Annotated in this window: 24 protein-coding genes; 8 read left to right on the forward strand and 16 right to left on the reverse strand. The window is 40.8% G+C overall.

What is annotated here, in order from left to right:
* Window positions 1-70: 70 nt before the first annotated feature.
* Both L641_RS0116915 and L641_RS0116920 read right to left on the reverse strand, forming a co-directional pair.
* Complete coding sequence (locus L641_RS0116915) at window positions 71-1,918, reverse strand: ABC transporter ATP-binding protein (protein ID WP_024602568.1); 1,848 nt, start codon at window positions 1,916-1,918, stop codon at window positions 71-73.
* Window positions 1,919-2,028: 110 nt separating this feature from the next.
* Window positions 2,029-2,484 carry a phosphate-starvation-inducible PsiE family protein gene (locus L641_RS0116920; RefSeq protein ID WP_013464778.1) on the reverse strand — a complete coding sequence of 152 codons (456 nt, stop codon included), beginning with the start codon at window positions 2,482-2,484 and terminating at the stop codon, window positions 2,029-2,031.
* Window positions 2,485-2,764: 280 nt separating this feature from the next.
* On the opposite strand from L641_RS0116920, the gene L641_RS0116925 reads away from it, so the two are divergent.
* Window positions 2,765-4,159, forward strand: coding sequence for a M28 family metallopeptidase (locus tag L641_RS0116925; RefSeq protein ID WP_024602569.1), 1,395 nt, complete (start codon window positions 2,765-2,767; stop codon window positions 4,157-4,159).
* Between the two features lie 119 nt (window positions 4,160-4,278).
* A complete protein-coding gene (locus L641_RS0116930) occupies window positions 4,279-4,725 on the forward strand; it encodes a DUF4826 family protein (RefSeq protein ID WP_008110031.1) in 447 nt (148 codons plus the stop codon).
* 97 nt (window positions 4,726-4,822) lie between these two features.
* Here L641_RS0116930 and L641_RS0116935 read toward each other — a convergent pair whose 3' ends face one another.
* The 4 genes from L641_RS0116935 to L641_RS0116950 are packed head-to-tail and all read right to left on the reverse strand — an operon-like array spanning window position 4,823 to window position 7,722.
* Window positions 4,823-5,290: a glycine zipper 2TM domain-containing protein gene (locus L641_RS0116935; RefSeq protein WP_024602570.1), complete on the reverse strand. Its 468-nt coding sequence runs from the start codon at window positions 5,288-5,290 to the stop codon at window positions 4,823-4,825.
* Window positions 5,291-5,306: 16 nt separating this feature from the next.
* A complete protein-coding gene (gene lpoB, locus L641_RS0116940; RefSeq protein ID WP_013464781.1) occupies window positions 5,307-5,927 on the reverse strand; it encodes a penicillin-binding protein activator LpoB in 621 nt (206 codons plus the stop codon).
* A gap of 8 nt (window positions 5,928-5,935) precedes the next feature.
* Window positions 5,936-6,361: a YcfL family protein gene (locus L641_RS0116945; protein WP_024602571.1), complete on the reverse strand. Its 426-nt coding sequence runs from the start codon at window positions 6,359-6,361 to the stop codon at window positions 5,936-5,938.
* Between the two features lie 8 nt (window positions 6,362-6,369).
* The gene (locus L641_RS0116950; RefSeq protein WP_024602572.1) at window positions 6,370-7,722 is read right to left on the reverse strand and encodes an adenine DNA methylase; all 1,353 of its coding nucleotides are present in this window, start codon (window positions 7,720-7,722) and stop codon (window positions 6,370-6,372) included.
* Between the two features lie 216 nt (window positions 7,723-7,938).
* Between L641_RS0116950 and L641_RS0116955 the strand changes: the two genes are divergently transcribed.
* Window positions 7,939-8,814, forward strand: a complete 876-nt coding sequence (locus tag L641_RS0116955) for a DMT family transporter (RefSeq protein ID WP_013464784.1) — start codon at window positions 7,939-7,941, stop codon at window positions 8,812-8,814.
* On the opposite strand, the gene L641_RS0116960 is transcribed toward L641_RS0116955, so the two are convergent.
* The 7 genes from L641_RS0116960 to L641_RS0116990 all read right to left on the reverse strand — a co-directional run bounded on the left by L641_RS0116960 (window position 8,801) and on the right by L641_RS0116990 (window position 15,453).
* Window positions 8,801-9,496 carry a M15 family metallopeptidase gene (locus L641_RS0116960; protein ID WP_024602573.1) on the reverse strand — a complete coding sequence of 232 codons (696 nt, stop codon included), beginning with the start codon at window positions 9,494-9,496 and terminating at the stop codon, window positions 8,801-8,803. The two genes, L641_RS0116955 and L641_RS0116960, sit on opposite strands and share 14 nt — an antisense overlap.
* Complete coding sequence (gene dapE, locus L641_RS0116965) at window positions 9,496-10,626, reverse strand: succinyl-diaminopimelate desuccinylase (RefSeq protein WP_013464786.1); 1,131 nt, start codon at window positions 10,624-10,626, stop codon at window positions 9,496-9,498. Before dapE ends, L641_RS0116960 begins: the two co-directional genes overlap by 1 nt.
* On the reverse strand, window positions 10,626-10,970 hold the full coding sequence (locus tag L641_RS0116970) for an ArsC family reductase (RefSeq protein ID WP_024602574.1): 345 nt from the start codon (window positions 10,968-10,970) through the stop codon (window positions 10,626-10,628). The genes dapE and L641_RS0116970 overlap by 1 nt, the downstream gene beginning before the upstream one ends.
* A 4-nt stretch (window positions 10,971-10,974) precedes the next feature.
* Entirely contained in the window at window positions 10,975-11,472 is a 498-nt protein-coding gene (locus L641_RS0116975) for a PTS glucose transporter subunit IIA (RefSeq protein ID WP_024602575.1), read from the reverse strand.
* Between the two features lie 3 nt (window positions 11,473-11,475).
* A complete protein-coding gene (locus L641_RS0116980) occupies window positions 11,476-11,862 on the reverse strand; it encodes an ACT domain-containing protein (RefSeq protein ID WP_024602576.1) in 387 nt (128 codons plus the stop codon).
* A 221-nt stretch (window positions 11,863-12,083) separates the two neighbouring features.
* Window positions 12,084-14,237 carry a phosphate acetyltransferase gene (gene pta / locus L641_RS0116985; protein WP_024602577.1) on the reverse strand — a complete coding sequence of 718 codons (2,154 nt, stop codon included), beginning with the start codon at window positions 14,235-14,237 and terminating at the stop codon, window positions 12,084-12,086.
* Between the two features lies 1 nt (window position 14,238).
* The gene (locus tag L641_RS0116990) at window positions 14,239-15,453 is read right to left on the reverse strand and encodes an acetate kinase (RefSeq protein WP_024602578.1); all 1,215 of its coding nucleotides are present in this window, start codon (window positions 15,451-15,453) and stop codon (window positions 14,239-14,241) included.
* Window positions 15,454-15,706: 253 nt separating this feature from the next.
* Here L641_RS0116990 and yfbV point away from each other — a divergent pair, with 253 nt between their 5' ends.
* Window positions 15,707-16,153: a terminus macrodomain insulation protein YfbV gene (gene yfbV, locus L641_RS0116995; RefSeq protein ID WP_024602579.1), complete on the forward strand. Its 447-nt coding sequence runs from the start codon at window positions 15,707-15,709 to the stop codon at window positions 16,151-16,153.
* On the opposite strand, the gene rlmA is transcribed toward yfbV, so the two are convergent.
* From rlmA to xthA, 3 genes are read right to left on the reverse strand one after another with little or no spacing between them, the layout of a single operon-like run.
* On the reverse strand, window positions 16,137-16,940 hold the full coding sequence (gene rlmA, locus L641_RS0117000; protein WP_024602580.1) for a 23S rRNA (guanine(745)-N(1))-methyltransferase: 804 nt from the start codon (window positions 16,938-16,940) through the stop codon (window positions 16,137-16,139). The two genes, yfbV and rlmA, sit on opposite strands and share 17 nt — an antisense overlap.
* Window positions 16,937-17,584 carry an energy-coupling factor ABC transporter permease gene (locus L641_RS0117005; RefSeq protein ID WP_024602581.1) on the reverse strand — a complete coding sequence of 216 codons (648 nt, stop codon included), beginning with the start codon at window positions 17,582-17,584 and terminating at the stop codon, window positions 16,937-16,939. The genes rlmA and L641_RS0117005 overlap by 4 nt, the downstream gene beginning before the upstream one ends.
* Before the next feature lie 5 nt (window positions 17,585-17,589).
* Window positions 17,590-18,396: an exodeoxyribonuclease III gene (gene xthA / locus L641_RS0117010; protein ID WP_024602582.1), complete on the reverse strand. Its 807-nt coding sequence runs from the start codon at window positions 18,394-18,396 to the stop codon at window positions 17,590-17,592.
* Window positions 18,397-18,636: 240 nt separating this feature from the next.
* Here xthA and L641_RS0117015 point away from each other — a divergent pair, with 240 nt between their 5' ends.
* The 4 genes from L641_RS0117015 to rluB all read left to right on the forward strand — a co-directional run bounded on the left by L641_RS0117015 (window position 18,637) and on the right by rluB (window position 21,399).
* Window positions 18,637-19,068: a hypothetical protein gene (locus tag L641_RS0117015; RefSeq protein ID WP_013464796.1), complete on the forward strand. Its 432-nt coding sequence runs from the start codon at window positions 18,637-18,639 to the stop codon at window positions 19,066-19,068.
* A 201-nt stretch (window positions 19,069-19,269) separates the two neighbouring features.
* Window positions 19,270-19,791: an EF-hand domain-containing protein gene (locus L641_RS0117020; RefSeq protein WP_013464797.1), complete on the forward strand. Its 522-nt coding sequence runs from the start codon at window positions 19,270-19,272 to the stop codon at window positions 19,789-19,791.
* A 151-nt stretch (window positions 19,792-19,942) separates the two neighbouring features.
* Complete coding sequence (gene scpB / locus L641_RS0117025) at window positions 19,943-20,533, forward strand: SMC-Scp complex subunit ScpB (protein ID WP_013464798.1); 591 nt, start codon at window positions 19,943-19,945, stop codon at window positions 20,531-20,533.
* The gene (rluB, locus tag L641_RS0117030; protein WP_008110001.1) at window positions 20,530-21,399 is read left to right on the forward strand and encodes a 23S rRNA pseudouridine(2605) synthase RluB; all 870 of its coding nucleotides are present in this window, start codon (window positions 20,530-20,532) and stop codon (window positions 21,397-21,399) included. The genes scpB and rluB overlap by 4 nt, the downstream gene beginning before the upstream one ends.
* Window positions 21,400-21,459 lie beyond the last annotated feature (60 nt).

A 21,459-nucleotide genomic window follows, 5' to 3' on the forward strand; every position in this document is an offset into this window, starting at 1 on the left:
TCAATAGCTAAGGACAGAATGTAGCATTAAGCAGGGCAAGCTTAATATTCAGCTTGCCCTGTTAACCTAATTACTCAACGCCAATAAAACCACCGGTTTGATGCGCCCAAAGAGCAGCGTAAATGCCGCCTTGGGCAATTAATTCATCGTGACTGCCTTGCTCTACAACGCCGCCTTCATCAAGCACGATGAGTCTGTCCATTTGTGCAATGGTCGATAATCGATGGGCAATGGCGATTACTGTTTTACCTGTCATTAAATCATCTAAGCTTGCTTGAATAGCCGCTTCGACTTCAGAGTCTAAAGCGCTGGTGGCTTCATCAAGTATGAGGATTGGTGCGTTTTTAAGTAGTACGCGTGCAATAGCAATACGTTGGCGCTGACCGCCTGACAGGGTGACCCCTCGTTCGCCTACTTGCGCATCAAAGCCTTTGTTGCCTTTGCTGTCTTCTAAATCGGTTATAAAATCAAGGGCTTTGGCTTGCTTAGTCGCATCGAGCATTTCGGCTTCTGTGGCATCGGGTCTGCCGTATAAAATGTTATCTTTTACTGAACGATGCAGTAGGGATGTATCTTGGGTAACCATAGCAATATAGCGGCGAAGGCTTTCTTGGCTTACATCCGTGATATTTTGGCCATCAATACTAATGCTGCCTTTGTCGGTGTCGTAAAAGCGCAGCAACAAGTTAACTAATGTGGATTTACCCGCGCCAGAACGACCCACTAAGCCGATTTTTTCGCCGGGTTTAATGTTTAAGTTTAATCCGTTTATTACGGGGCCACGGTTATTTTCATTCGCGGCTTTACCGTAGTTAAAATATACATTATTAAAGTCGATTGCCCCTTGGGTGACCTTTAACGTTTCGGCTTCTGGTTTGTCAGCAACCGCAATAGGATTAGAAAGGGTGCGCATGCCATCGGCTACGGTACCAATGTTTTCAAACAAGCTGCTAATTTCCCACATGATCCATTGGGCCATACCATTAAGCCTTAACGATAAACTCAATGCCACGGCAATCGCTCCTGCACTAATGGCGCTTAACGACCATAAATACAAAGACACTGCTGCTACCGAAAACACTAACAAATAGTTTAAGCTTTGAATAACCACGTTTAAGCTGGTGACCAAGCGCATTTGTTTATAAACAGGCTGTAAAAATACATCCATACTTTGTTTGGCGTATTGTTCTTCGCGTTGGGTGTAAGAAAACAGCTTAATGGTTGAAATATTTGTGTAGCTGTCGACGATACGGCCGGTCATTTCTGAGCGTGCATCAGCTTGTGAACTGGCAATACTTTTTAATCGGGGTACAAAGTAAATTTGCACGCAAATATATAATGCTAACCACACTAATAATGGCAACATTAAACGCCAGTCTGAGGCGGCCACTAAAAACACCATTGAGCCAAAATAAACAGCAATGTACATAAGTACATCAAGTAACTTAGTGACTGACTCACGTACTGCTAATGAGGTTTGTAATACTTTTGTAGCGATACGCCCAGCAAATTCGTTTTGATAAAAGCTGACACTTTGGCGCAGTAAATAACGGTGTGCCAACCAACGAATAGACATAGGGTAATTGCCCAATAGCGATTGATGTAAAATAGCTGATCTAAAAAACACCACTATAGGCATGACGACTAAAAGCATTAACCCCATTTTTATTAACGCAGATTGTTGCTGCGAAAACAGCTCTTCAGGTGTGTATTCGCCAAGCCAGTCAACCAGTTGGCCCATATAACTAAATAAAGACACCTCTAAAATAGCGAGTAATGCGGAACTGAGCGACATAAGCACTAACGACAATTCCATGCCTTTGGTGTAGTGACGACAAAATGCAAAAAGGGTTTTAGGAGGCTGAGATGGAGAACGCTCTGGGAACGGTTTAGTCATCCGTTCAAATAGTCGATACATATTAACTGCTTAATTAAATATTTATAAAGATGTCCCACTATACCATTGTAAAACACAAAGGCGCAGTGGGAATAAGGTGTGCGTCGGTTAACTCAAGTTGAGTTAACCGTTTATAGCTTAGTGTGGCCGGTTTTATTTTTTACCAGCCAATACGATATACCCAGTGCTAAGGTAACTAACGCAAGGCCAACAATTTGCTCTGAGGTCACTAATTTTAAATCGAGGACAATAATTTTACGCGCCACAGCCATCAGTGCGGTAGCAATAACAAGTTCAACGGGCAGCGAGCTAGAGCCCAAATATAACCGAATGTTAGTAAATATTTCTACCGCAATTAGCACCACCATAAAGGCACCAAAGGTTTGCAGAATGTCTTCAATATTTAATAAAAAATAAGGCGGAGAACTTAACCGCATGTATAAAACATACACTACATCAGCAATACTCCAAAAAATAACCAGCACCATGAGCACTGCCAGTATTTTAATTGCAAAGCGAATAGCATGATGTAAATACTGCATCAGGGGATCAACATGATCCTCTGGTAATTCTTCGTGTTTCTTCATGTTATTTCAGCACCTTATTGATTAAATTAGCCTTTATAAAATGATAGCTGATTAATTATGTTTAGCACTATATACGGTCAAAACAGTATAAGTGATTATTTTTATTAAAATAGTGTGCTTGAACAGAGGACTTGTTTGGTGTGGGTTAAATTCTAAGTAAAATTCAAGGTGTTAATAATATGTAATTAAGCGTGTGATTTTTAGTGTCTATCTCAAAAGGTTTGCGGTTATTGGTTTCTGCTGTCATGTTGGTAGCATTCATTATGAGGATAACAATGCTATGTCTTATTTAGGTTTAAAGTTAGTTAATCGACTTATAAAGTATGGTGTGTTGGCATCATTAAGTTCTGTAACGCTTACAAGCTTTGCTGGCGAGTCTACACAACAAGCATCATTGCATAAAATTGCACAAGAAATTTCGGCGCAGCGTATTGAGAGTGATATTCAAACGCTGGTGGGTTTTGGTACGCGACATACGCTATCAGAGACTAAGTCTGATACACGTGGTATTGGCGCGGCAAGGCGTTGGATTAAAAAAGAATTTGAAGCGATTTCGGCACAATGTGGTGGCTGCTTAAAAATAATAGAGGTAAAACAAACCATTTCGGGAGAAAAGCGCATTCCTAACCCTGTAGAAGTGGTTAACATAATTGCGATTCAGCGCGGCAGTACTGAGCCTAATCGTATGGTGATGATGTCGGGTGATATAGACTCGCGTGTTAGTGATGTAATGGATTTTACCAGCGATGCGCCAGGGGCAAATGATAACGCTTCAGGGGTTGCCGGTGTTATTGAGGCAGCGCGTGTTTTATCGAAATATACATTTAATGGCTCGGTTGTTTACGCGGCGCTCTCAGGTGAAGAGCAAGGTTTATTTGGCGGTAAAATTTTAACCGCTTATGCGCAAAAAAATAATTGGCAGGTTCATGGTGTTTTAAATAACGACATGATTGGTAATATTACCGGTATTAATGGCGTAACCGATAACACCACTGCACGTATTTTTTCTGAAGGGACGCGAGTGGTTGAAACCAAAGAGCAAGCGCGTACTCGTCGTTTTACAGGTGGCGAAGTTGACTCAGCGAGTCGTAATTTAGCGCGTTACATAGACACCATTGCCGATAAATACATTGAAAATTTAGACACTATGCTGGTATACAGACTCGACCGATTTGCTCGAGGAGGGCATCATCGCCCATTTAATGATGCGGGCTTTGCGGCTGTACGTATAATGGAAACTAACGAGCATTACGACCGTCAACATCAAGACCTACGCAACGAAAATGGCATAGTGTACGGTGATACCATCGATGGGGTTGATTTTGATTACGCCGCAAAACTCACGTCATTGAATGCGGTGAGCCTAGCGTCAATGGCATGGGCACCAGCGCCACCGAAAGAAGTGAAAATTAGTGGTGCCGTACGCGCCAGTACCACACTTTCTTGGCAACCATCGGATGATAAAAATATTGCCGGTTACAAAATTTACTGGCGCTATACGAGTGAGCCACAATGGCAATACAGCCAATGGGTTGATAATGTAAGCGAGTTTACGCTTAAAAATGTGGTTATTGATAACTACTATTTTGGCGTTGCTAGCGTGAATAAACAGGGTGTTGAATCGCCAGTGGTGTTCCCCGGTGATGTGGGGTCGTTTGATCACAACATAAAATAATCGGTTTGCTTAAAAACCCAGCAAACAGCTGCGAATAAGGTGTTAAGCACGCTATTTATGCTTGCGCCTTATTTGTTATGCCCTTAAAGTGTAAACAAAGAAGTAAAAAGGTTATTAAAATGCAGCAACAAGAACAAAAACCATTAACACCAGAGCAGCAAGCTGAACTTCAGCAACAAGAAATTCAATGGCAGCGCGAATGTTTTCAAAATGCGCAAAAACATTTAGCTGAAAAAGGCATTATGCCCAAAACATTGCTTGAAAAAGAAAGCCGTTTTTTAGCGCCTTTATGCGCGCTTTGGAAATTTAAAGCGCAAAACGGTAAAAGCTACTGGGTGATCACCGGTCGTTTACCAACTGATCACGCTGAAGCATCTGCAGCAAAAGATGCACGCGATGCTATGCGTTATTTTTCACTGCAGTGGCAGTTAAAGGCCGATCAAATTATTACCGCGGGCGCGCGAGATAAAACCCAAGCTGATTTTGCAAATTTACTGATTAACCGTGCACATGGTTTATATGAAATGCATGAAAACGAGCAGCTGTGGGCAAAAGAACCCGCTTAATAAATAAAAGTGAATACGTATAAAAAACCTAACTTAGTGACCTAAGTTAGGTTTTTTGTTGGAACTTTAATAATTAAGCTCGAAACATAAATAGACTCTAATAAGCGCTATCTACGCGGACTGTGTTATTAGTTAAATAAATAAGACGCACATTATCACCTTGGTGAAAACGCATAGCGGGATCGTTGTCTTGTACCACCATAAATTGTTCACCACTTTCTACTTGTATAAGTAGTTCAACTAATTGGAGGTTTTCATAGCGTTGTGTCTGTTGCTGATTATGCGCAACATTACCACCAATCACTGATCCTAAAATAGTCGCTACCGTGCGACCGCTGCCACCACCAAACTGGTTACCAATAACTCCACCTAATAGGGCACCGCCAAAGGTTTTCCAGCCGTTGCTTTTATCGTGAACCAATTGTTGCTCTGTAATGTTGCGCACTGACTTCACTTTACCAAATAGTACTTGCTGCACAGGAACGGCTTTATTGCGTTCATACTTGGCAAAAGTGGGGGCACTAAATATTAATAAAGTGCATAAAAATAAGCTAAGCGTTTTCATGGTTCGCTCCTGTTAGTTACCAACCAAAGGTAGATTTTTCACGGGTTTTACGAATTTCAGTTTCGTCAGCCCATTCAACAAGGCCACTTTGCATATCCATTAAGCGCATTGTAAATTTGTAGTACACATCGGCTTTGTCAGCATTGGATTTAACAATGCTCGATAGGTTACCGTACAGCATATATTGCGCACCAATTTGTTTACCAAAGGCCACCGCAGTGCTTGGATTGATCAGTGCATCTTCATTTTGAAATGTAAGTTGTTCACGAACCGCTTCTACACGAGTCATATCAACAAATCTAAATTTTCCACTGCGAAGTAATTGAGTCGAAATTGAGTCGGTAATTGACTCAGTGTCTATGTGTTCACTGGTTTTGTTTTTAATACGCTCAACAAATACCACAGGGCGTGTATTGGCAGTCATAGTACCAACCACTGGCGAACTGAGAAGTGAGTCGGTCATTTGCGAGGCTACTTTTTGTAGGTCGGTAGAGCCAAAGTTTATATCTGTGGTTTCTACGGCTTGGGCATCACCATAACTAACGACTGCTTTATTAGCACAGCCTGTTAGTGTGAGTGCGGCTAAGCCTAAAATTGCATAGCCAGAGAGTGATTTGAATTGTTTATTGATCATCATGGTTTCCTTTAATCTTTAAATTCTTGTGCTTCAGTAGACACTTCTCTTACAGCTAAAGAGAAAGTAACGGCATTAGGGCTAGGCGCGAGCCCTGCAAGCTGAGTTTTAGCAAAGCCAAATAATGTGAGGGCTTGCCACGGCGAGTGGTTGCCTTTAATTACAAAGCCATCTTTATCAAACCAGTTAAATTGATACTGTAAATATTGTGACTTTTTATAGGTACTTGCCAAGGTGACTACCACGTCGGTTAGGTTATTTGTTTGACGAGTTTTTACATCACTAATTAATAGCTTTTTTGCTAACTGTAGATTGTTAACATTGAGCTGCTCTTTGTAGGCGTTGGTAGTTTGTTCAACTCCAATGCCTGAGGTTACAGGTCGGCTGCTACATGCGCTAAGCATAAACAACGCAATAATGGGGAGTATGTATTTCATGATGGCTCCTAAAGTTGCACTACATGGGAGTTAAAATAGTTATTAACAGAGGTTAGGTAGATTAACGTTAACCTTTGCTTACTAACGGTAAAATTTATTGGCGGTTTTGAGCCAACATTTAAGGTATGTTCGCCTGCAGCCACTGCACTGCGGGCAAGGCTAATTTGATTGGGTAAGGTAAGCCAGCTGCGGGTANNTGCAAGATTATATAAGTTTGCTAAAATATTCCCCACATCACCGCCACTGCGGGCAAGCTCAGCGCGCAGCTTTTCTTTCGCCACTAAGCGCAATATTTGCCTCGATACGCGCCCAGCAACTTGCTGCTCTAACGTTTTAGCGGCCAGTGCTTCTAAGTGCACTAGCGGGCTTAGTGATAATACGTGGTCATTAATTTTGACGTTTTTAACGGTGCTTTCATAGGCATTATTTATATAAATGGGCATGGCGAGACTATAAAAGCGGGCGTCTCCCTGTGAAGTATAAATGGGTAGTCGCAATTTAAATTCGTGTTGTTTTGGTATCAGGCCTTGTTCGAATAATATAACCACTTCGCCTTGGTTTTTTTCTAAGCTGTTAACTTCACCAAACTGGCGTTTAAATTGGTTATAGTCATCGGCAAAACCTTGCTGCTTAGCAAGACGCAGTACATCGTGTTGTAAATACGGATTGTTAGGTTGTATTTCGAGCGCTTTTTTATAGTCTATGTAGGCATCATCACCTTGCTTTGCCGTTTCATATAGTAACCCTGATAAATAAAACGTGTACGCATTTTGAAAGCCATTTTTAACCGAGCGAATTAAGTTATCCATATCGGGATAGTGTTGCTGTGCTTGGGCAACCGCATTATCAAATTCGCTTTGATTATTTAATAGTTCATCAACTTGTACTTTATTAGCACGGCGTATTTCAACTAAGGCGCTTTCAATATCATGTTTATAAACATAATTGAGTGCTTTGTAGCTATGCAACATACTCATTTCGTAGGCGGGCGGTGTATAACCAATAGCTGAGTCGTTGGTTAACAGCGCATTACTTTGCTCAAGCCCAGCACTTACTTGTATTTTTGCAGCTTGGCGCTTAGATTGCATTTGTTGATAGACAGTTTCAAAATGAACTTGTGCGTTATCGGGGTTGTTGGCTAAATCCGCGATACGGCCTTGTTCTAATTGGCTCAGTAAATAATTACTGTGTGTTTTGCTGTTTTTGCTTATTAAGGAGCGTGCACTCTCAATATTATTATTCGTAATGGCTTGTCTAATAGGGGTGGTATTAGTGGCGTAATCATTAAAGAGATCGTCAAAGCCAATGGTGCTGCAACCACTTACAATAAAGCAAAGACTAAAAATTAAAATGTGACGCACGCGCACTCCTTCTTATTTATTCTGTAAGGTTAACATACTGCCAATAAATACAAGTGTGAAAGATTGTAAAAAAGCGTAGTGTATAAACATAGAACAAAAACCCTTAATAAAAACTTTATCATTTAAAAAATAACCATGGTAACGTTTACAACATTGGACGTTAATTTAATCGGTATATAAGTACGGTACATATTTATCAATACGTTAGGAATTAATTTGAAAGCAACACTGTTTACTATTATCGCGTTAGTTGCCTTTGCTGCAAATTCGTTATTATGTCGGTTAGCGTTGGCGCAAGGCTACATTGATGCGTGGAATTTTACCGTTATTAGGTTACTGAGCGGGGCAGTGTGTTTGACCATTATTATGCTGCTCTATACTAGGCAGTTAAATAAAAAAGCGCAGTTAAGTAATCCTATTATTAACGATACTGGCAGTTGGCGAAGCAGTGCTAGCTTATTGATATATGCGCTGTGTTTTTCTGTTGCTTATATCGAGCTTGATACCGGTATGGGGGCGCTTATTTTATTCTCGGCGGTGCAATTTACAATGATTGGCTGGGGCATATATAAACAAGAGCGTTTAAGTGCTGTGCAATGGCTTGCATTTATAGTGGCGTTTGCTGCATTTGTTTACTTAATGGTGCCCTCACAGACAGCACCACCGTTGATGGCTGCATTATTAATGAGTATAAGTGGCATTGCGTGGGGAATTTACAGTATTCGTGGCAAGGCGTGTGTGTCGCCGCTAAGAGCCACTGCCTTTAATTTTATTCGTAGTTTATTAGTGCTACCTATTTTAATTGTGGTGGGAATGAGCCAGCTTAAAAATATACGTATCGAAGGGGCGTTACTTGCAATAGCCTCAGGTGCCATCGCATCTGGCGTAGGGTACAGTATTTGGTATGTGGCTATGCCACTATTAAAGAGCACGCATGCAGCCATAGTGCAGTTATGCGTACCCGTTTTGGCGGCTATTGCAGGGGCAGTGTTTTTATCAGAGACATTAACTGTACAATTTATGCTCCCCAGCAGTATCATTTTACTAGCGGTATTAGTTTTTACTTTAAATAAAAAGACTAAAACTGCTTAGCTGGTGGACTTACATTGATCACAAAGCGTTCATACAATGCAGGTAAGTGGGTTAAAATAGCGTCTTTACCTAATAAATCACTGTTTTTAATGCAGTCGTGCAACACTTCTGGCGTAAGGTGACGAATAAGCTGCGCTGATTGCGCTATGTGGCTAATATGCCAAAGCTCAGGAGCTACCCCGCCCAAGTCGTACTGGTAAGGTCGATAAAATCCAAATTCTGCTAGATGAGTGTCTAGCCATTGGCTTAGTTTAGCAAAAGGCCCACCTTGCTGATATTCATTAGGGCTCAATTGCAAAACATAATCGTCACTCACTGCGCTTTTATCGTAAATATCTAAATCAGTCCCTAAATGATGGCGACTCGCCCCCGGTAGCGCAGAATAAAGCATAATGGCAATGCATTTATCAATATCACTGAGCGAATTAATATCAACGTGTTGCTGCGCTTTGTTTAATACCGGCCGCTTAGCGGAAAATTTAGCGTTCCAAATAGCGGATTGACGGTTAAAATCCCGAAAACTTGATGCAATACATAAATCAAAGCCTGCTGATGCAGCCGCAGTTTGCAGTGCAATAAAGTCATTTACAATATCGGCATGCAAAAAGTGATTTTGTATGGCAACTAAATGTGCATCACTTTGGCCAGTGATGCATTGTATGAGTTCTTTATTTGCAGTCATTAAGTTAACAGGTGCTCTAATATTTGTTCGTAAATATCGGCCAGCGCGATTAGGTCGTCGGTGCTAACACACTCGTCCACTTTATGAATAGTGGCATTACGTGGCCCTAATTCAATAACTTTAGCACCCGTTTGTGCGATAAAACGACCATCTGAGGTGCCACCTGTTGTTTCTAAGTTAGTGGTTAACCCCGTTACCGATTTAATGGCGGCTACGGTGGCATCAACCAATGGGCCGTGATCGGTTAAAAACGGCAAGCCATTCACAATCCAATTGAGTTCATAATTTAAATTGTGTTTTTGTAAAATGGCATTTACTTTTTGTTGTAGTTGTTGATGAGTAACTTCGGTACTAAATCTAAAATTAAATTGTACCTCTAGCTCCCCAGGGATCACATTGCCTGCGCCCGTACCGCCATTAATATTAGAGATTTGAAAGCTGGTGGCTGGAAAAAAGTCATTACCCATATCCCACACAGTTTGGCTTAACTCGGTTAAAGCTGGCGTGGCTAAATGAATTGGGTTTTGTGCTAAATGTGGATAGGCCACATGACCTTGCACGCCTTTTATAGTTAAAAACCCCGTGAGTGAACCACGGCGGCCATTTTTAACCACATCACCGAGTACATCGCGAGAAGAGGGTTCACCTACAAGGCACATGTCTATTTTTTCACCGCGCTCCTCTAAAGTATCTATCACGCGCGTGGTGCCGTTAATAAACGGGCCTTCTTCATCTGAGGTAATTAAAAACGAAATGGAACCTTTGTGATCTGGATGCTTAGTCACAAAGCGTTCGGTTGCCACAATCATCGCTGCTAATGAGCCTTTCATGTCGGCAGCGCCACGGCCATGTAATAAGCCGTCTTCAATTAGGCCTGCAAAAGGCGGATGCTGCCAGTTTTTTTCAGGTCCAGTGGGCACCACATCAGTATGACCGGCAAAACAAAAATGCGGTGATTGCGTGCCTTTTCGTGCCCAAGTATTGAGCGTGTCAGTAAAAAAGAGCGATTCAATATCAAAGCCAATGGCGCTTAGGCGTTCATTCATCATATGTTGGCACCCGGCATCTTCAGGTGTAACCGACTCTCGCTGAATTAAGGCTTGGGCTAGGGTAATTACTGGATGGGTCATTATTTAAAGATCTCATCGTACTGGGCTGCTTTAAAGCCTAAATGGTATTGCCCGTTATTAATAAGAACAGGGCGTTTAATCATTGCAGGTTGTTCAACCAATATATCGATAGCAGTTTGCTTAGTTAAGCTTTGCTTTTGCTCATCCGACAGCGCTCTGTATGTTGTGCTACGTTTATTAACAAGCTGTTCCCAGTCAATATGCTCTGCAAAATCGCTAACCATATTATGATTAACGCCATCTTTACGATAGTCATGGAAAGTGAACGCGATGTCATTATCGCTTAGGTATTTTTTTGCTTTTTTGATTGTGTCGCAGTTGCTAATGCCATAGAGAGTGATCATAAACCTACTTCTTTTTGATAATAGTTAATAAGATATCTACACCAGCATTGACCTGCGGGTGAGAATAATGAAAAGTGCCTAAGTCGTGGCCATTGAGTATGATAAGGCTAGCTAAAATAGGCGTATCGAGTTCACGCAAATCAAAGTAAGCGAGGCGCTGTCCTTTGGTTATTTTGCTGCCGTTAAGCTGAGCAATATGAGTATGCGTAAGTGTTTGTGAATCGGGCACCGCTAGGTTTATTAATACTTTTAAGCCGTTGTTGGCTTTTAAAATAAATTCACAACCGGCACTTTTTACCTGCAGTAAGGTGCCATTGAAGGGCGCTAATACTTTATGACTCGATAAACTAACAACAATACCTGGGCCGAGTGTGCCAAAACGAAAAAAGGGTTGTGGATGCTCTTCCATTGGCATCACTTTACCACTGAACGGACTCGTGATTTGTATCGCGTTTCGGCCAATTTTATTTTTAGTTAAATAGCTAACGTCTTCAGATTTCATTATTTATTCAGTTACCACGTTGTAGCCATCGGCTTTAAGGGCTGTAATTGCTTTGGTGACCGTTTGTTTTTTTACTAAAATATAGTCGGTATCATATGTGGATATCGAAAAAATGGACACGCCGGCTCTGGCTAATACGCCTGACAGGTTTGCCATAATGCCAGTTAACGAAAACCCTAAAGGACCTATTACTTCCAGTGCTTGCCAATTAGATTCAGTGTCTTGGCTATCAATAATAAAGTCGACAGGGCAAACAACTGACAGTTCATCATGCGTTTTTGAGATAAAAAATAACGGTTGCTTTAACAGCGCAGGCGGTATGTCAGCATCAAGGGCTAAACTATGAATAGATAACACGGTGCTGTGTAATTGTAATGTTTGTTTTGACATTAAACGTATCGCCAGCAGCAAAATAATAGCTTTATAGTATAGAGTATTGAAGCTAAATTAAAGGCTCAAGTTTAGGCAGTGCTATATTTTTATTAGCTAAAAAATAATTGTCCACAATTTCTGTGGATAAGCTTGGGGGTTGTGAGGTATAAATAGCCTAACCAGTTAATTATTAAATAAAAAATGGCTAGGCTATAAAAAGGGCATGTTAATTACAGGCCTTAATTAAGCGCTTCTACTTGCGCCGCCTGAATGGCTGTTAAAGCAATGGTATACACAATATCGTCAACTAATGCGCCACGGCTTAAGTCGTTAACAGGTTTGCGCATCCCTTGTAACATAGGACCAATACTGATCAAATCGGCACTTCGTTGCACTGCTTTGTAGGTGGTATTACCCGTATTTAAATCAGGGAAAATAAACACGGTTGCTTTACCGGCAACCGGGCTATCTGGCGCTTTTTTAATAGCTACACTTTCCATAATGGCCGCATCGTATTGCAATGGCCCATCGATAATGAGATCTGGGCGCTTTTGTTGGGCAATTTTTGTTGCTTCGCGGACTTTTTCTACATCAGCGCCACTGCCCGAATTACCCGTGCTGTAACTTATCATTGCTACACGAGGTTCTATGCCAAATGCGGCAGCAGAATCGGCAGATTGAATTGCAATATCGGCTAGTTGTTCAGCATTAGGATCAGGGTTAATAGCACAGTCACCATAAACAAGCACTTGATCAGGCAATAACATAAAAAACACTGATGAGACTAATGATGAACCCGGTGCGGTTTTAATCAACTGTAAAGGCGGGCGAATAGTATTGGCCGTGGTATTGACTGCCCCTGAAACCAGCCCATCGACTTTCCCTTGTTCTAGCATCATGGTGCCCAGTACCACGTTATCTTGCAGTTGTTCCTTTGCAATAACGTCAGTTAAGCCTTTGTTTTTACGAATCTCAACCATAGGTGCCACGTAGTCGTTAATAATACTAGTTGGCTCTATTACAGTCACATGCTCGTTCAGTTCAATCCCTTGTTGCTCCGCAATGCGTAATATTTCATCGCGATCGCCAAGTAAAATTGTTTTAGCTATGCCGCGTTGGCCACAAATAGCAGCGGCTTTAATGGTACGAGGCTCGTTACCCTCAGGCAACACAATCGTTTTATCCGCTTTACGGGCTTTATCGGTTAATAAATACCTAAAGGCAGGGGGGGATAACTTGCGGGTTTTCCCCACACTTTTTGCTAATGTGTCCAGCCAATCAGAATCGATATGTGCAGCGTTATGATCTTTTACTTTTTCTATGCGTTGTTCATCGTCGCTAGGCACTTCTAGGTTAAAGTTATGCAGCAATAAAGAAGTGCGCCAGGTATCGCCCTCGGTTGCCAAAATTGGCAGACCAGTTTGCATAGCTTGTTCGCATAGCGCCATAATGCGCGGCTCAGGTTCAAAACCACCGGTAAGTAAAATTGCACCTAGTTTTGTGCCATTCATGGCCGATAAGCAAGCTGCAACGAGTATATCTGAGCGATCGCCTGGGGTTACCAATAACGCACCTGGCGTAAAATAATTTAAAATATTGGATACCGTGCGGGCACAAAATGTAATTCGTCTGAGTCGGCGGTGCACCATATCGCCTTCGTTGATAATAGTGGCTTTTAAATAGGCACTTAAATCTTTAACACGTGGGGCAACCAGTTCAAAATCCCACGGAATAGTGCCGAGTAACATAAACGGGTTTTTTCTAAAAATAGGTAAAGAAGCTAAGCGGTTTAATTCGTTATCAAGCGCTTCTGGCTTATAGGTATCGACTAAATCGGCGCGAGCTCGACCTTCCTCATCAAGGGGGGCGTTTACTTTATTAAAAATACAGCCAAGCACGCGAGGGTGGTCAATGCCACCATAGTTGCCAGCGGCTATTTCAAGTCGGTCTTCAATTTGAGTAATGTTGTAATTGCCAGGGGTAAGTACAAAAACGATATCCGCCCCTAAAGTTTGTGCGATTTCGCGATTTACTCTCCCCGCATACGGTTGGCGACGAGTAGGCACCATGCCTTCAATAATAGCCACTTCATCATCGTTAATTTTACTTTGAAAACGCTCTACAATTTCTTCTAGCAGGTCATCGCCTTTGCCATCGCCAATCATTTGCTCGGCGTAATCCAGCGCAAATGACGTGGGTGGATCAATAGGTGAGCCTTGGGTAACAATTTGTGTTGACTTTTCTGGGCCTGTTTCACCCGCGCGTGGTTGGGCTATAGGTTTAAAAAAATTAACTTTAACAGTTTTTTGTTCCAGCGCCCTTACCAAACCCACCGATACTGAGGTTAAACCAACCCCAGTAGAAACGGGGATCAACATAATACGACGAGCCATATTATAACTCCTTGGTGATGTTTGCGGCATCAAGTGCGATCACCCATTCTTCGTTAGTGGGCATAACAACCGCTTTGCTACGTGAATCAGCTGTACTAATTAACCCAGCTTGGCCAAAACGTGCGTCAAGGTTTGCTTGTGGGTCTAAATTAATACCTAAAAAGGCCAATTGTTTAAGTACTTTATCACGGATAATATCGGAATTTTCGCCAATACCGCCGGTAAAAATAACTGCGTCTAGCTGTTGCAGCGGGACCATGTAAGCGGCTATTTGTTTTGCGAGGCGGTAACAAAACATATTAAGAGCCAGCATAGCTTGCTGGTTGCCTGCAATAGCTGCTTCTTCTATGGTGCGACAATCGTTAGACAACTCGCTTATGCCTAATAAACCACTTTTTTGATTGAGTAAGTCATCAATTTGCTGAGCAGTGTAATCGAGTTGCGTGGTCAAAAAGTTAAATAGGCCCGGATCAATGTCGCCACAGCGCGTACCCATAATAAGCCCTTCAAGCGGGGTTAACCCCATACTGGTATCAACACTTTTGCCATTTTTAATCGCACACACTGAACAGCCGTTTCCTAAGTGGGCGCTAATAAAGTTACTGTTTTCAATAGGAAGTGCCAACAACTTCGCAGTTTGTCCTGCCACATAAAAATGGCTGGTGCCATGAAAACCATAGCGCCTAACACCAAAGTCTTTATAAAGCTGATAAGGAAGGGCATAAAGATAAGCGACTTCATCCATCGTTTGATGAAATGCCGTGTCGAACACGGCTACTTGCGGTAAATTTTTAAATGATGCTTGCGCTGATGAAATACCCAGTAAGTTAGCGTGGCCATGCAAAGGTGCTAGCGTAGCTGATTGCGTGATACCTGCAATAACGCGTTCGTCAATTAATACTGATTGGGTAAAATGCTCACCACCATGCACAACACGATGACCAACAGCAACTAGTTGCTCATCAAGATTGTGATCTTTTATTAAATCAACCAGCGTATCAATGGCATGCGCGTGTGCCTGATTAGCAGCAAGTTTAATGGTGGTCTTTTCTCCCTTAAATTTATATTTTATTGAGGGAGCATCTGCACCTAGGCGCTCAGCTAAACCTGAAATAATGTCTTTTCCTGTGTTTGCATCAATAATTGCAAACTTTAAACTTGAGCTTCCACAATTAAGTACCAAAACATGGTTTGGTTTTTTTGGGAGAGTTGGCATAGATTCATTTTCCATTTAAATATTAATCAGTACACTTGGTTGATATATAAGCATTGTAAGCTTAAATGGGTGTAGACTAAAGTGTAGTTGACTTTATTAAAAGGGCTTTGTGGAATTCTTTCTATAATTTATGCTTTTTGTGAGTTTTACTAATGAAATTAAGCATTTTTACCGATAAAGTGAGAGTTGTGTTACACTTTTATAAACAAGATGCTTTTACAAGTGTTAAATGCCGTGATTGTGAGGATTTATAATGCAAAAAAGTGTGATATCACAAGTTCAATTAGGGCGCGCTTATGCTAAAACATGGCCTATGCGTAAAGAGGTCGCGCCATTATTTGCCGAGTTTAAAGTGATCAGAGCAACCGAGCTTGCGATTACAGTAATGCCTATTTTAGCCATGCTAACTTTGTTTTTTCAGCTTAATTATTTAGGCCCTGATTTTTTACCTCAAGCTATTGCCAGTAGTCTATTTTTTATCTCCTTGCCGTTACAAGGGCTTTTATGGCTAGGTAAACGTGCGCAAACAGAATTAGAACCCGCTATGCTGCAATGGTACAACGAGTTGTTTACAAAAATGATCGCCAACGGTTACGACGCACAAATGGGGAAAAACAAGCCCCGCTATTTGGAGCTTGCTGAATTGTTAAAAGACATGTTTGATAAAATGGATAAAACCTTTACTAAAGAGCAGTTTTAACAAACTGGCTAATATAAAATGACAAGGTAACCTTATGATGCTGTTTTTGTTCAAGTGCCTGCCAATGCTCGGGTCTGAACTTCCATGCAAAGGGTGTCATCATTATTAAATTTCTTACGTCGCTAAATGTGAGTGACATTTGCTCTGTAATGAGCTGTTGCGATGATTGTTTAAAGCCTGTTGGCGTAGCAACTTCAGTATGTTCATTTACCGTATTATAGATATATTTCTTCAACTCTTTGAGGTGCATAGGCCCAGGGCTTGCCACCACTAAACAGCCATCCTCTTTCACAAGGCGAGAAAGTTCATCGTCAAACAAAGGTGCAAACACGCTAATTAACACATCAGCAAGGTGATCATTAAAGGGCGCGTGGCTTATTGATGCCACGCTAAATTGACATTGTTTGTATCGTTTTGCTGCGTATTTTACCGCCGACTTAGATATATCAACACCATACACAGTAGCTTGCGTGTTATTTGCTATAGCATGGGTGTAAAACCCCTCGCCACACCCTAAATCAATCACTATATTTGCATTGAGCGGTTTGACTAAATTAGCTAAGGCTGTCTGTAAAAATGCATAATGGCCTTGCTCTAAAAAAGAACGCCTTGCTTGTACCATTTCTAAAGAGTCACCGGGCTGTTTAGAGTTTTTATTTTGCACGGGGAGTAAGTTTACATAGCCTTCTTTGGCAAAATCAAAGCTGTGGTTATTATCACAGCGTAATGTTTTTTCATTAAGTGCCAATGGAAGTTTGCAAATAGGGCAATGGTAATGAAGACTCATGAGCCTAAATAGTCCTTATCAAAAAAAGTTTTTACCCAGTGCGGGCGATAGGTGATCATAACAGTTATTGCCATACCGTTTAGCATTGCTTCAGGAAACGCTAAAATAGGACTGAGATAAATGTAGTTTTCTGTTAGCTGATGCCAATTATATTCGCCAATTGCGTAATAAAAAACACCCCCGAGTATAATGTTAACGCAAGCAACGACACCAGCCGTTAAAAAGCTACAAACAAATATATAGATAAAAAAGTGCCGCGCTAAGTAGTGGTAACAAAGCATAAATACAAAGTAGCTTAATAATACTGGAAAAAACGCACTTATTAGTAATTTTACCGCAATCAGCTCGAATGCTACTTGTCCAAAAGCAGTTAGCAGAGCTGTTGCTAATACACAACTTAAAATAGCCAGACGCCAGCCTAAAATCAGTGTAACAGCAGTAATGCCCAATATATGAAGATCAAGACCAGGTAAAATACCGGCTTTTATACGCCATAGTAAAGCGAGCACCAGCGCGCAGGCAAAAACGCCGGTTTGCCTAGCTGGCGTATTAAATAAATTGGCGTATGTTGATTTATTAACACTTAAAAAGCCAATAACAATAACACCAATCCACAGTAATGCCTGTAATTGCACGCTTAGCATAATCGTTAATTAAACTCAGACCAAATAGGGGCATGATCTGAAGGCTTATCGATAGCACGTAATTCGTAATCTATACCGGTGTCGATACAGCGAGCTGCTAAGTCATGCGTTGCCAGAACCACATCAATCCTTAGTCCACGATTATCAACAAAACCCTTAGAGCGGTAATCAAACCACGAGTATTGATCGTTAGTTTCTGGGTTTTGCTCTCTAAAGGTGTCTTTAAAGCCCCAGTTTAATAACGTTGCTAGCCATTCACGCTCAACGGGTTGAAATGAACATTTTCCGGTTTTTAACCAGCGTTTTGCGTTTACCTCACCAATACCAATATCTAAATCGGTTGGAGAGATATTAATATCGCCCATTACAATTACATCTTGATCAGGCGTGTAATGACTATTTAGGTGAGTCATTAAGTCTTGATAAAATTGACGTTTATAAGGGAATTTAGTTTCGTGGTTGATGTTATCGCCTTGCGGGAAGTAGCCATTCATGACATGCAGTTCACGGCCATTTTCTTGCTCTACGGTAACGCTGATCATTCGCTTTTGCGACTCATCTGTGTCGGTGGTAAAGCCTTTTAATACCGACTTAGGCTCTTTTTTGCATAACATTGCCACACCGTAATGCGCTTTTTGTCCATGAAAATAAACGTGATAACCCATTTTTTGTACATCGTCTAGCGGAAACGCTTCATCGTGCACTTTGATCTCTTGAAGACCAATAATATCTGGCTGGTGTTTATCAATAATAGCTTGTAACTGATGTAGGCGAGCACGCAGGCCATTGATATTAAAAGAAATGACTTTCATAAAGTTTACCTTCAAATTTATTTTCATTGTTAGCCAAATTGTATCAGTATTTGGAGCGACATAACATGATTGAAACGAGAAAATAGCTGCACAAATGTTGATCAATTTTTGCTTAATGTTTAAACATTGTAAATGCAATATTAAATAATAAAATAAATAAAATATTCAATTGATATGTTAAAAGTTGTCTATATAATGCGCAAAAATCGTTTGTTTAACTCGTTCAAATAGGACCACCTGATGAAAACTCAATTACTTTTAGCCGCCTCTCTTTTTGTTTCTGTAACTGCTACTGCGCAAAGCAATACGTATTACAGCCAAGACAACAAATTAGAGTCTAATTTATGTGTTGTAAGCGCTAATGAGGGGTTTTCGGCTGCTCGTAAAATGGCAGCAAAGCACGGTGTATATTTATCGCGTTATTCAAAAAGTATCCTATGTAACGGTCAAGACATCCGTGACATTGCAAAAAAAGAAGCAGCAACGCAATCAGTTGTGTCTAAAGTAGAAGTATTTGCAAAAGATTCACACCAAGAAACACAGTTATGTATGACTGCATTAAAGCAAGGCTTACAACCAGTACGTAAGCAAATTGGTAACTTAAATTCATTAAAGTGTAATGGCCAAAGCGTTACTGATTTTGTTAAGCGTTACCAAAACGCTGCAATCTAAATTACCGTATTAGATATAAATAGCTCGGTTCTTACCGAGCTTTTTTTTTGCAAAAATTACCAGAGTAGCTTGCAAAAATTGCATTATTAAATATCGTAATAGAAGTTGCTCTTGGTTAATTGTTTGATTTTAATAGTTTATTTTCTTGGCATCGTATTTGTATTACTAGATTTGAAATTTATTAATACAAGGATACGTCTGATGAAAAAATTAACGATAGCTTCTACTGTTTTAGCCGCATTGAGTTTAGCCGCTTGTTCTTCAAATCAAGGTTTAGAAAAAATCGACAGTGATTTTGCAAGCTTAGATAACGACAGCGATGGCTTTATTTCTAAAACAGAAGCCGACGATGATAGTATTTGGCAGCACTTTTCAAATATAGATACAAATATGGATAATCAAATAAGCCGTAATGAATATGATGCTTATATGCAGCTAAATGCTGGGAAAGTTGCTACAGATAGTGAAGTGAGTGAGTCTGCATTTAAGGCTGATATTGCGAAGTTTGATAAAATAGAAAATGACTTTAAAAGCTTAGATAATGATAGCAACGGTTTTATTTCAGTTTCTGAAGCTGACGATGATGATATTTCAAATCATTTTGGCTACATGGACAGCAATAAAGATAAACGAGTAAGTAAAAAAGAGTTTAATAGCTATATCCAAAAGCATGGTGATTCTGTTGCAGAGGACGATGCGCTTGAGCAGTTTAAAAATAGCTAAATTTCATTATTAAATACACTTGATACCAAGCCAGTGTTTTTCACTGGCTTTTTTATACCTATAAAATGTTATTTTATTAATATGTTTTCCTAGTTTGCCGTTGTTCTGTCATAATAGATGGCTGTGTGTGTTTATTAACTTTAGAGTGATTATGGTTGGTCGGCGAATTAGTGATGAACAATTAATTGAAATCATTGAAGCGGCGATTTTTGTGGCAGGCAAACCCGTATCAAAACGTCATCTTAAGGACACGGTTTTAAACGACTTAGCAATTTCTATGGCGCGCATTAATGATGCTGTAGAGGCCATTCAAGTTCACTATCAGACGCGTGGAATACGTTTGGTTGAGGTAGGCAGTGGCTATCGTTTTCAAGCGTGCAGTAGTTTAAGCCCATGGTTGAGTAATTTATGGCAAGAACGTGCCCCTAAATACTCGAGAGCTTTACTCGAAACCCTGTCGTTAATTGCATACAAGCAACCCATTACCCGTGGTGAAATTGAGCAAGTGCGGGGTGTAGCAACTGGCTCAAATATTATTAAAACTCTGCTTGAAAGAGAGTGGATTAAAGTAGTTGGGCATAAAGAAGTACCCGGTAAACCGGCACTTTATGCAACGACTAAACAATTTTTAGATTATTTTTCGATAACGGGACTTCATGATTTACCCGCATTGCCAGAGCAACAGCAAAGTAAAATTACCCAGTTATTAAGTGATCCTTCTGTGAGAGAACCATCCGAATGAGTATACAAGGTGAAAAGTTACAAAAAGTCCTAGCCCGTGCAGGCGTAGGCTCACGCCGTGAAATGGAAAAATACATTGATGCAAATCGTGTGAGTGTAAACGGTAAAGTAGCTAAGTTAGGCGACAGGGTTGAAGAAACCGATTTAATTCGTGTTGACGGCCATACCGTTAAAATAGAAGAAAAAGCAGACAGAATTTGTCGTGTAATTATGTATAACAAACCAGAGGGTGAGTTAAGTACGCGTAAAGACCCTGAAGGCCGTAGAACCGTTTTTGACCGCTTACCTCGTATTGATGGCGATCGCTGGATAGCAGTAGGCCGATTAGACGTTAATACCTCAGGCCTAATGCTGTTTACCAATGACGGTGAATTGGCAAACCGCTTAATGCACCCAAGCTATGAAGTTGAACGCGAATATTCAGCACGTGTATTTGGTGAAGTCACTGACGAAACAATGAAAAACTTACTACGTGGCGTAGAACTTGAAGATGGCCCCGCAAAGTTCACTGGTATCAAGCCTATGGGCGGTGAAGGTATTAATCGTTGGTATAATGTAACGCTTAACGAAGGTCGTAACCGTGAAGTGCGTCGTTTATGGCAATCACAAGATGTGGAAGTATCACGTCTTATTCGTATTCGTTACGGTAAATTAGAGCTTGATAAGCGTGTACCGCAAGGTGGCTGGATTGAGTATGATTTAGATACGGTTAACTATTTACGTAAAACAGTAAAGCTTGGCAAAGAAACACAAACTAAGCTGTCGGTTATTCCTGAAAAGCGTAAAGACAAGCGCGCTAAAATAAACCAAATTCGCAAGGCGGTTAAAAAGCACAATCAACGTGTAAAACCGACTAAACGTAAGTAAATACGCTACTAGCTACTAATAAAATAATAAAGCCGCTTTTTATAGCGGCTTTTTTACGTT

Origin of the sequence: Pseudoalteromonas sp. TB41, assembly GCF_000497975.1 — a bacterium.
Classification (GTDB): domain Bacteria; phylum Pseudomonadota; class Gammaproteobacteria; order Enterobacterales; family Alteromonadaceae; genus Pseudoalteromonas; species Pseudoalteromonas tetraodonis.

What these genes read in the sequence shown, in the direction of transcription:
- L641_RS0116980 (WP_024602576.1), bottom strand. Translation starts at nt 11,862, where the DNA reads ATGTCAAAACAAACATTACAATTACACAGCACCGTGTTATCTATTCAT.
- L641_RS0116915 (WP_024602568.1), bottom strand. Translation starts at nt 1,918, where the DNA reads ATGTATCGACTATTTGAACGGATGACTAAACCGTTCCCAGAGCGTTCT.
- L641_RS0116970 (WP_024602574.1), bottom strand. Translation starts at nt 10,970, where the DNA reads ATGATCACTCTCTATGGCATTAGCAACTGCGACACAATCAAAAAAGCA.
- rluB (WP_008110001.1), top strand. Translation starts at nt 20,530, where the DNA reads ATGAGTATACAAGGTGAAAAGTTACAAAAAGTCCTAGCCCGTGCAGGC.
- lpoB (WP_013464781.1), bottom strand. Translation starts at nt 5,927, where the DNA reads ATGATGATCAATAAACAATTCAAATCACTCTCTGGCTATGCAATTTTA.
- L641_RS0116960 (WP_024602573.1), bottom strand. Translation starts at nt 9,496, where the DNA reads ATGACTGCAAATAAAGAACTCATACAATGCATCACTGGCCAAAGTGAT.
- dapE (WP_013464786.1), bottom strand. Translation starts at nt 10,626, where the DNA reads ATGACCCATCCAGTAATTACCCTAGCCCAAGCCTTAATTCAGCGAGAG.
- L641_RS0117005 (WP_024602581.1), bottom strand. Translation starts at nt 17,584, where the DNA reads ATGCTAAGCGTGCAATTACAGGCATTACTGTGGATTGGTGTTATTGTT.
- yfbV (WP_024602579.1), top strand. Translation starts at nt 15,707, where the DNA reads ATGCAAAAAAGTGTGATATCACAAGTTCAATTAGGGCGCGCTTATGCT.
- pta (WP_024602577.1), bottom strand. Translation starts at nt 14,237, where the DNA reads ATGGCTCGTCGTATTATGTTGATCCCCGTTTCTACTGGGGTTGGTTTA.
- xthA (WP_024602582.1), bottom strand. Translation starts at nt 18,396, where the DNA reads ATGAAAGTCATTTCTTTTAATATCAATGGCCTGCGTGCTCGCCTACAT.
- scpB (WP_013464798.1), top strand. Translation starts at nt 19,943, where the DNA reads ATGGTTGGTCGGCGAATTAGTGATGAACAATTAATTGAAATCATTGAA.
- L641_RS0117020 (WP_013464797.1), top strand. Translation starts at nt 19,270, where the DNA reads ATGAAAAAATTAACGATAGCTTCTACTGTTTTAGCCGCATTGAGTTTA.
- L641_RS0116925 (WP_024602569.1), top strand. Translation starts at nt 2,765, where the DNA reads ATGTCTTATTTAGGTTTAAAGTTAGTTAATCGACTTATAAAGTATGGT.
- L641_RS0116920 (WP_013464778.1), bottom strand. Translation starts at nt 2,484, where the DNA reads ATGAAGAAACACGAAGAATTACCAGAGGATCATGTTGATCCCCTGATG.
- L641_RS0116930 (WP_008110031.1), top strand. Translation starts at nt 4,279, where the DNA reads ATGCAGCAACAAGAACAAAAACCATTAACACCAGAGCAGCAAGCTGAA.
- L641_RS0116935 (WP_024602570.1), bottom strand. Translation starts at nt 5,290, where the DNA reads ATGAAAACGCTTAGCTTATTTTTATGCACTTTATTAATATTTAGTGCC.
- L641_RS0116990 (WP_024602578.1), bottom strand. Translation starts at nt 15,453, where the DNA reads ATGCCAACTCTCCCAAAAAAACCAAACCATGTTTTGGTACTTAATTGT.
- L641_RS0116945 (WP_024602571.1), bottom strand. Translation starts at nt 6,361, where the DNA reads ATGAAATACATACTCCCCATTATTGCGTTGTTTATGCTTAGCGCATGT.
- rlmA (WP_024602580.1), bottom strand. Translation starts at nt 16,940, where the DNA reads ATGAGTCTTCATTACCATTGCCCTATTTGCAAACTTCCATTGGCACTT.
- L641_RS0116975 (WP_024602575.1), bottom strand. Translation starts at nt 11,472, where the DNA reads ATGAAATCTGAAGACGTTAGCTATTTAACTAAAAATAAAATTGGCCGA.
- L641_RS0117015 (WP_013464796.1), top strand. Translation starts at nt 18,637, where the DNA reads ATGAAAACTCAATTACTTTTAGCCGCCTCTCTTTTTGTTTCTGTAACT.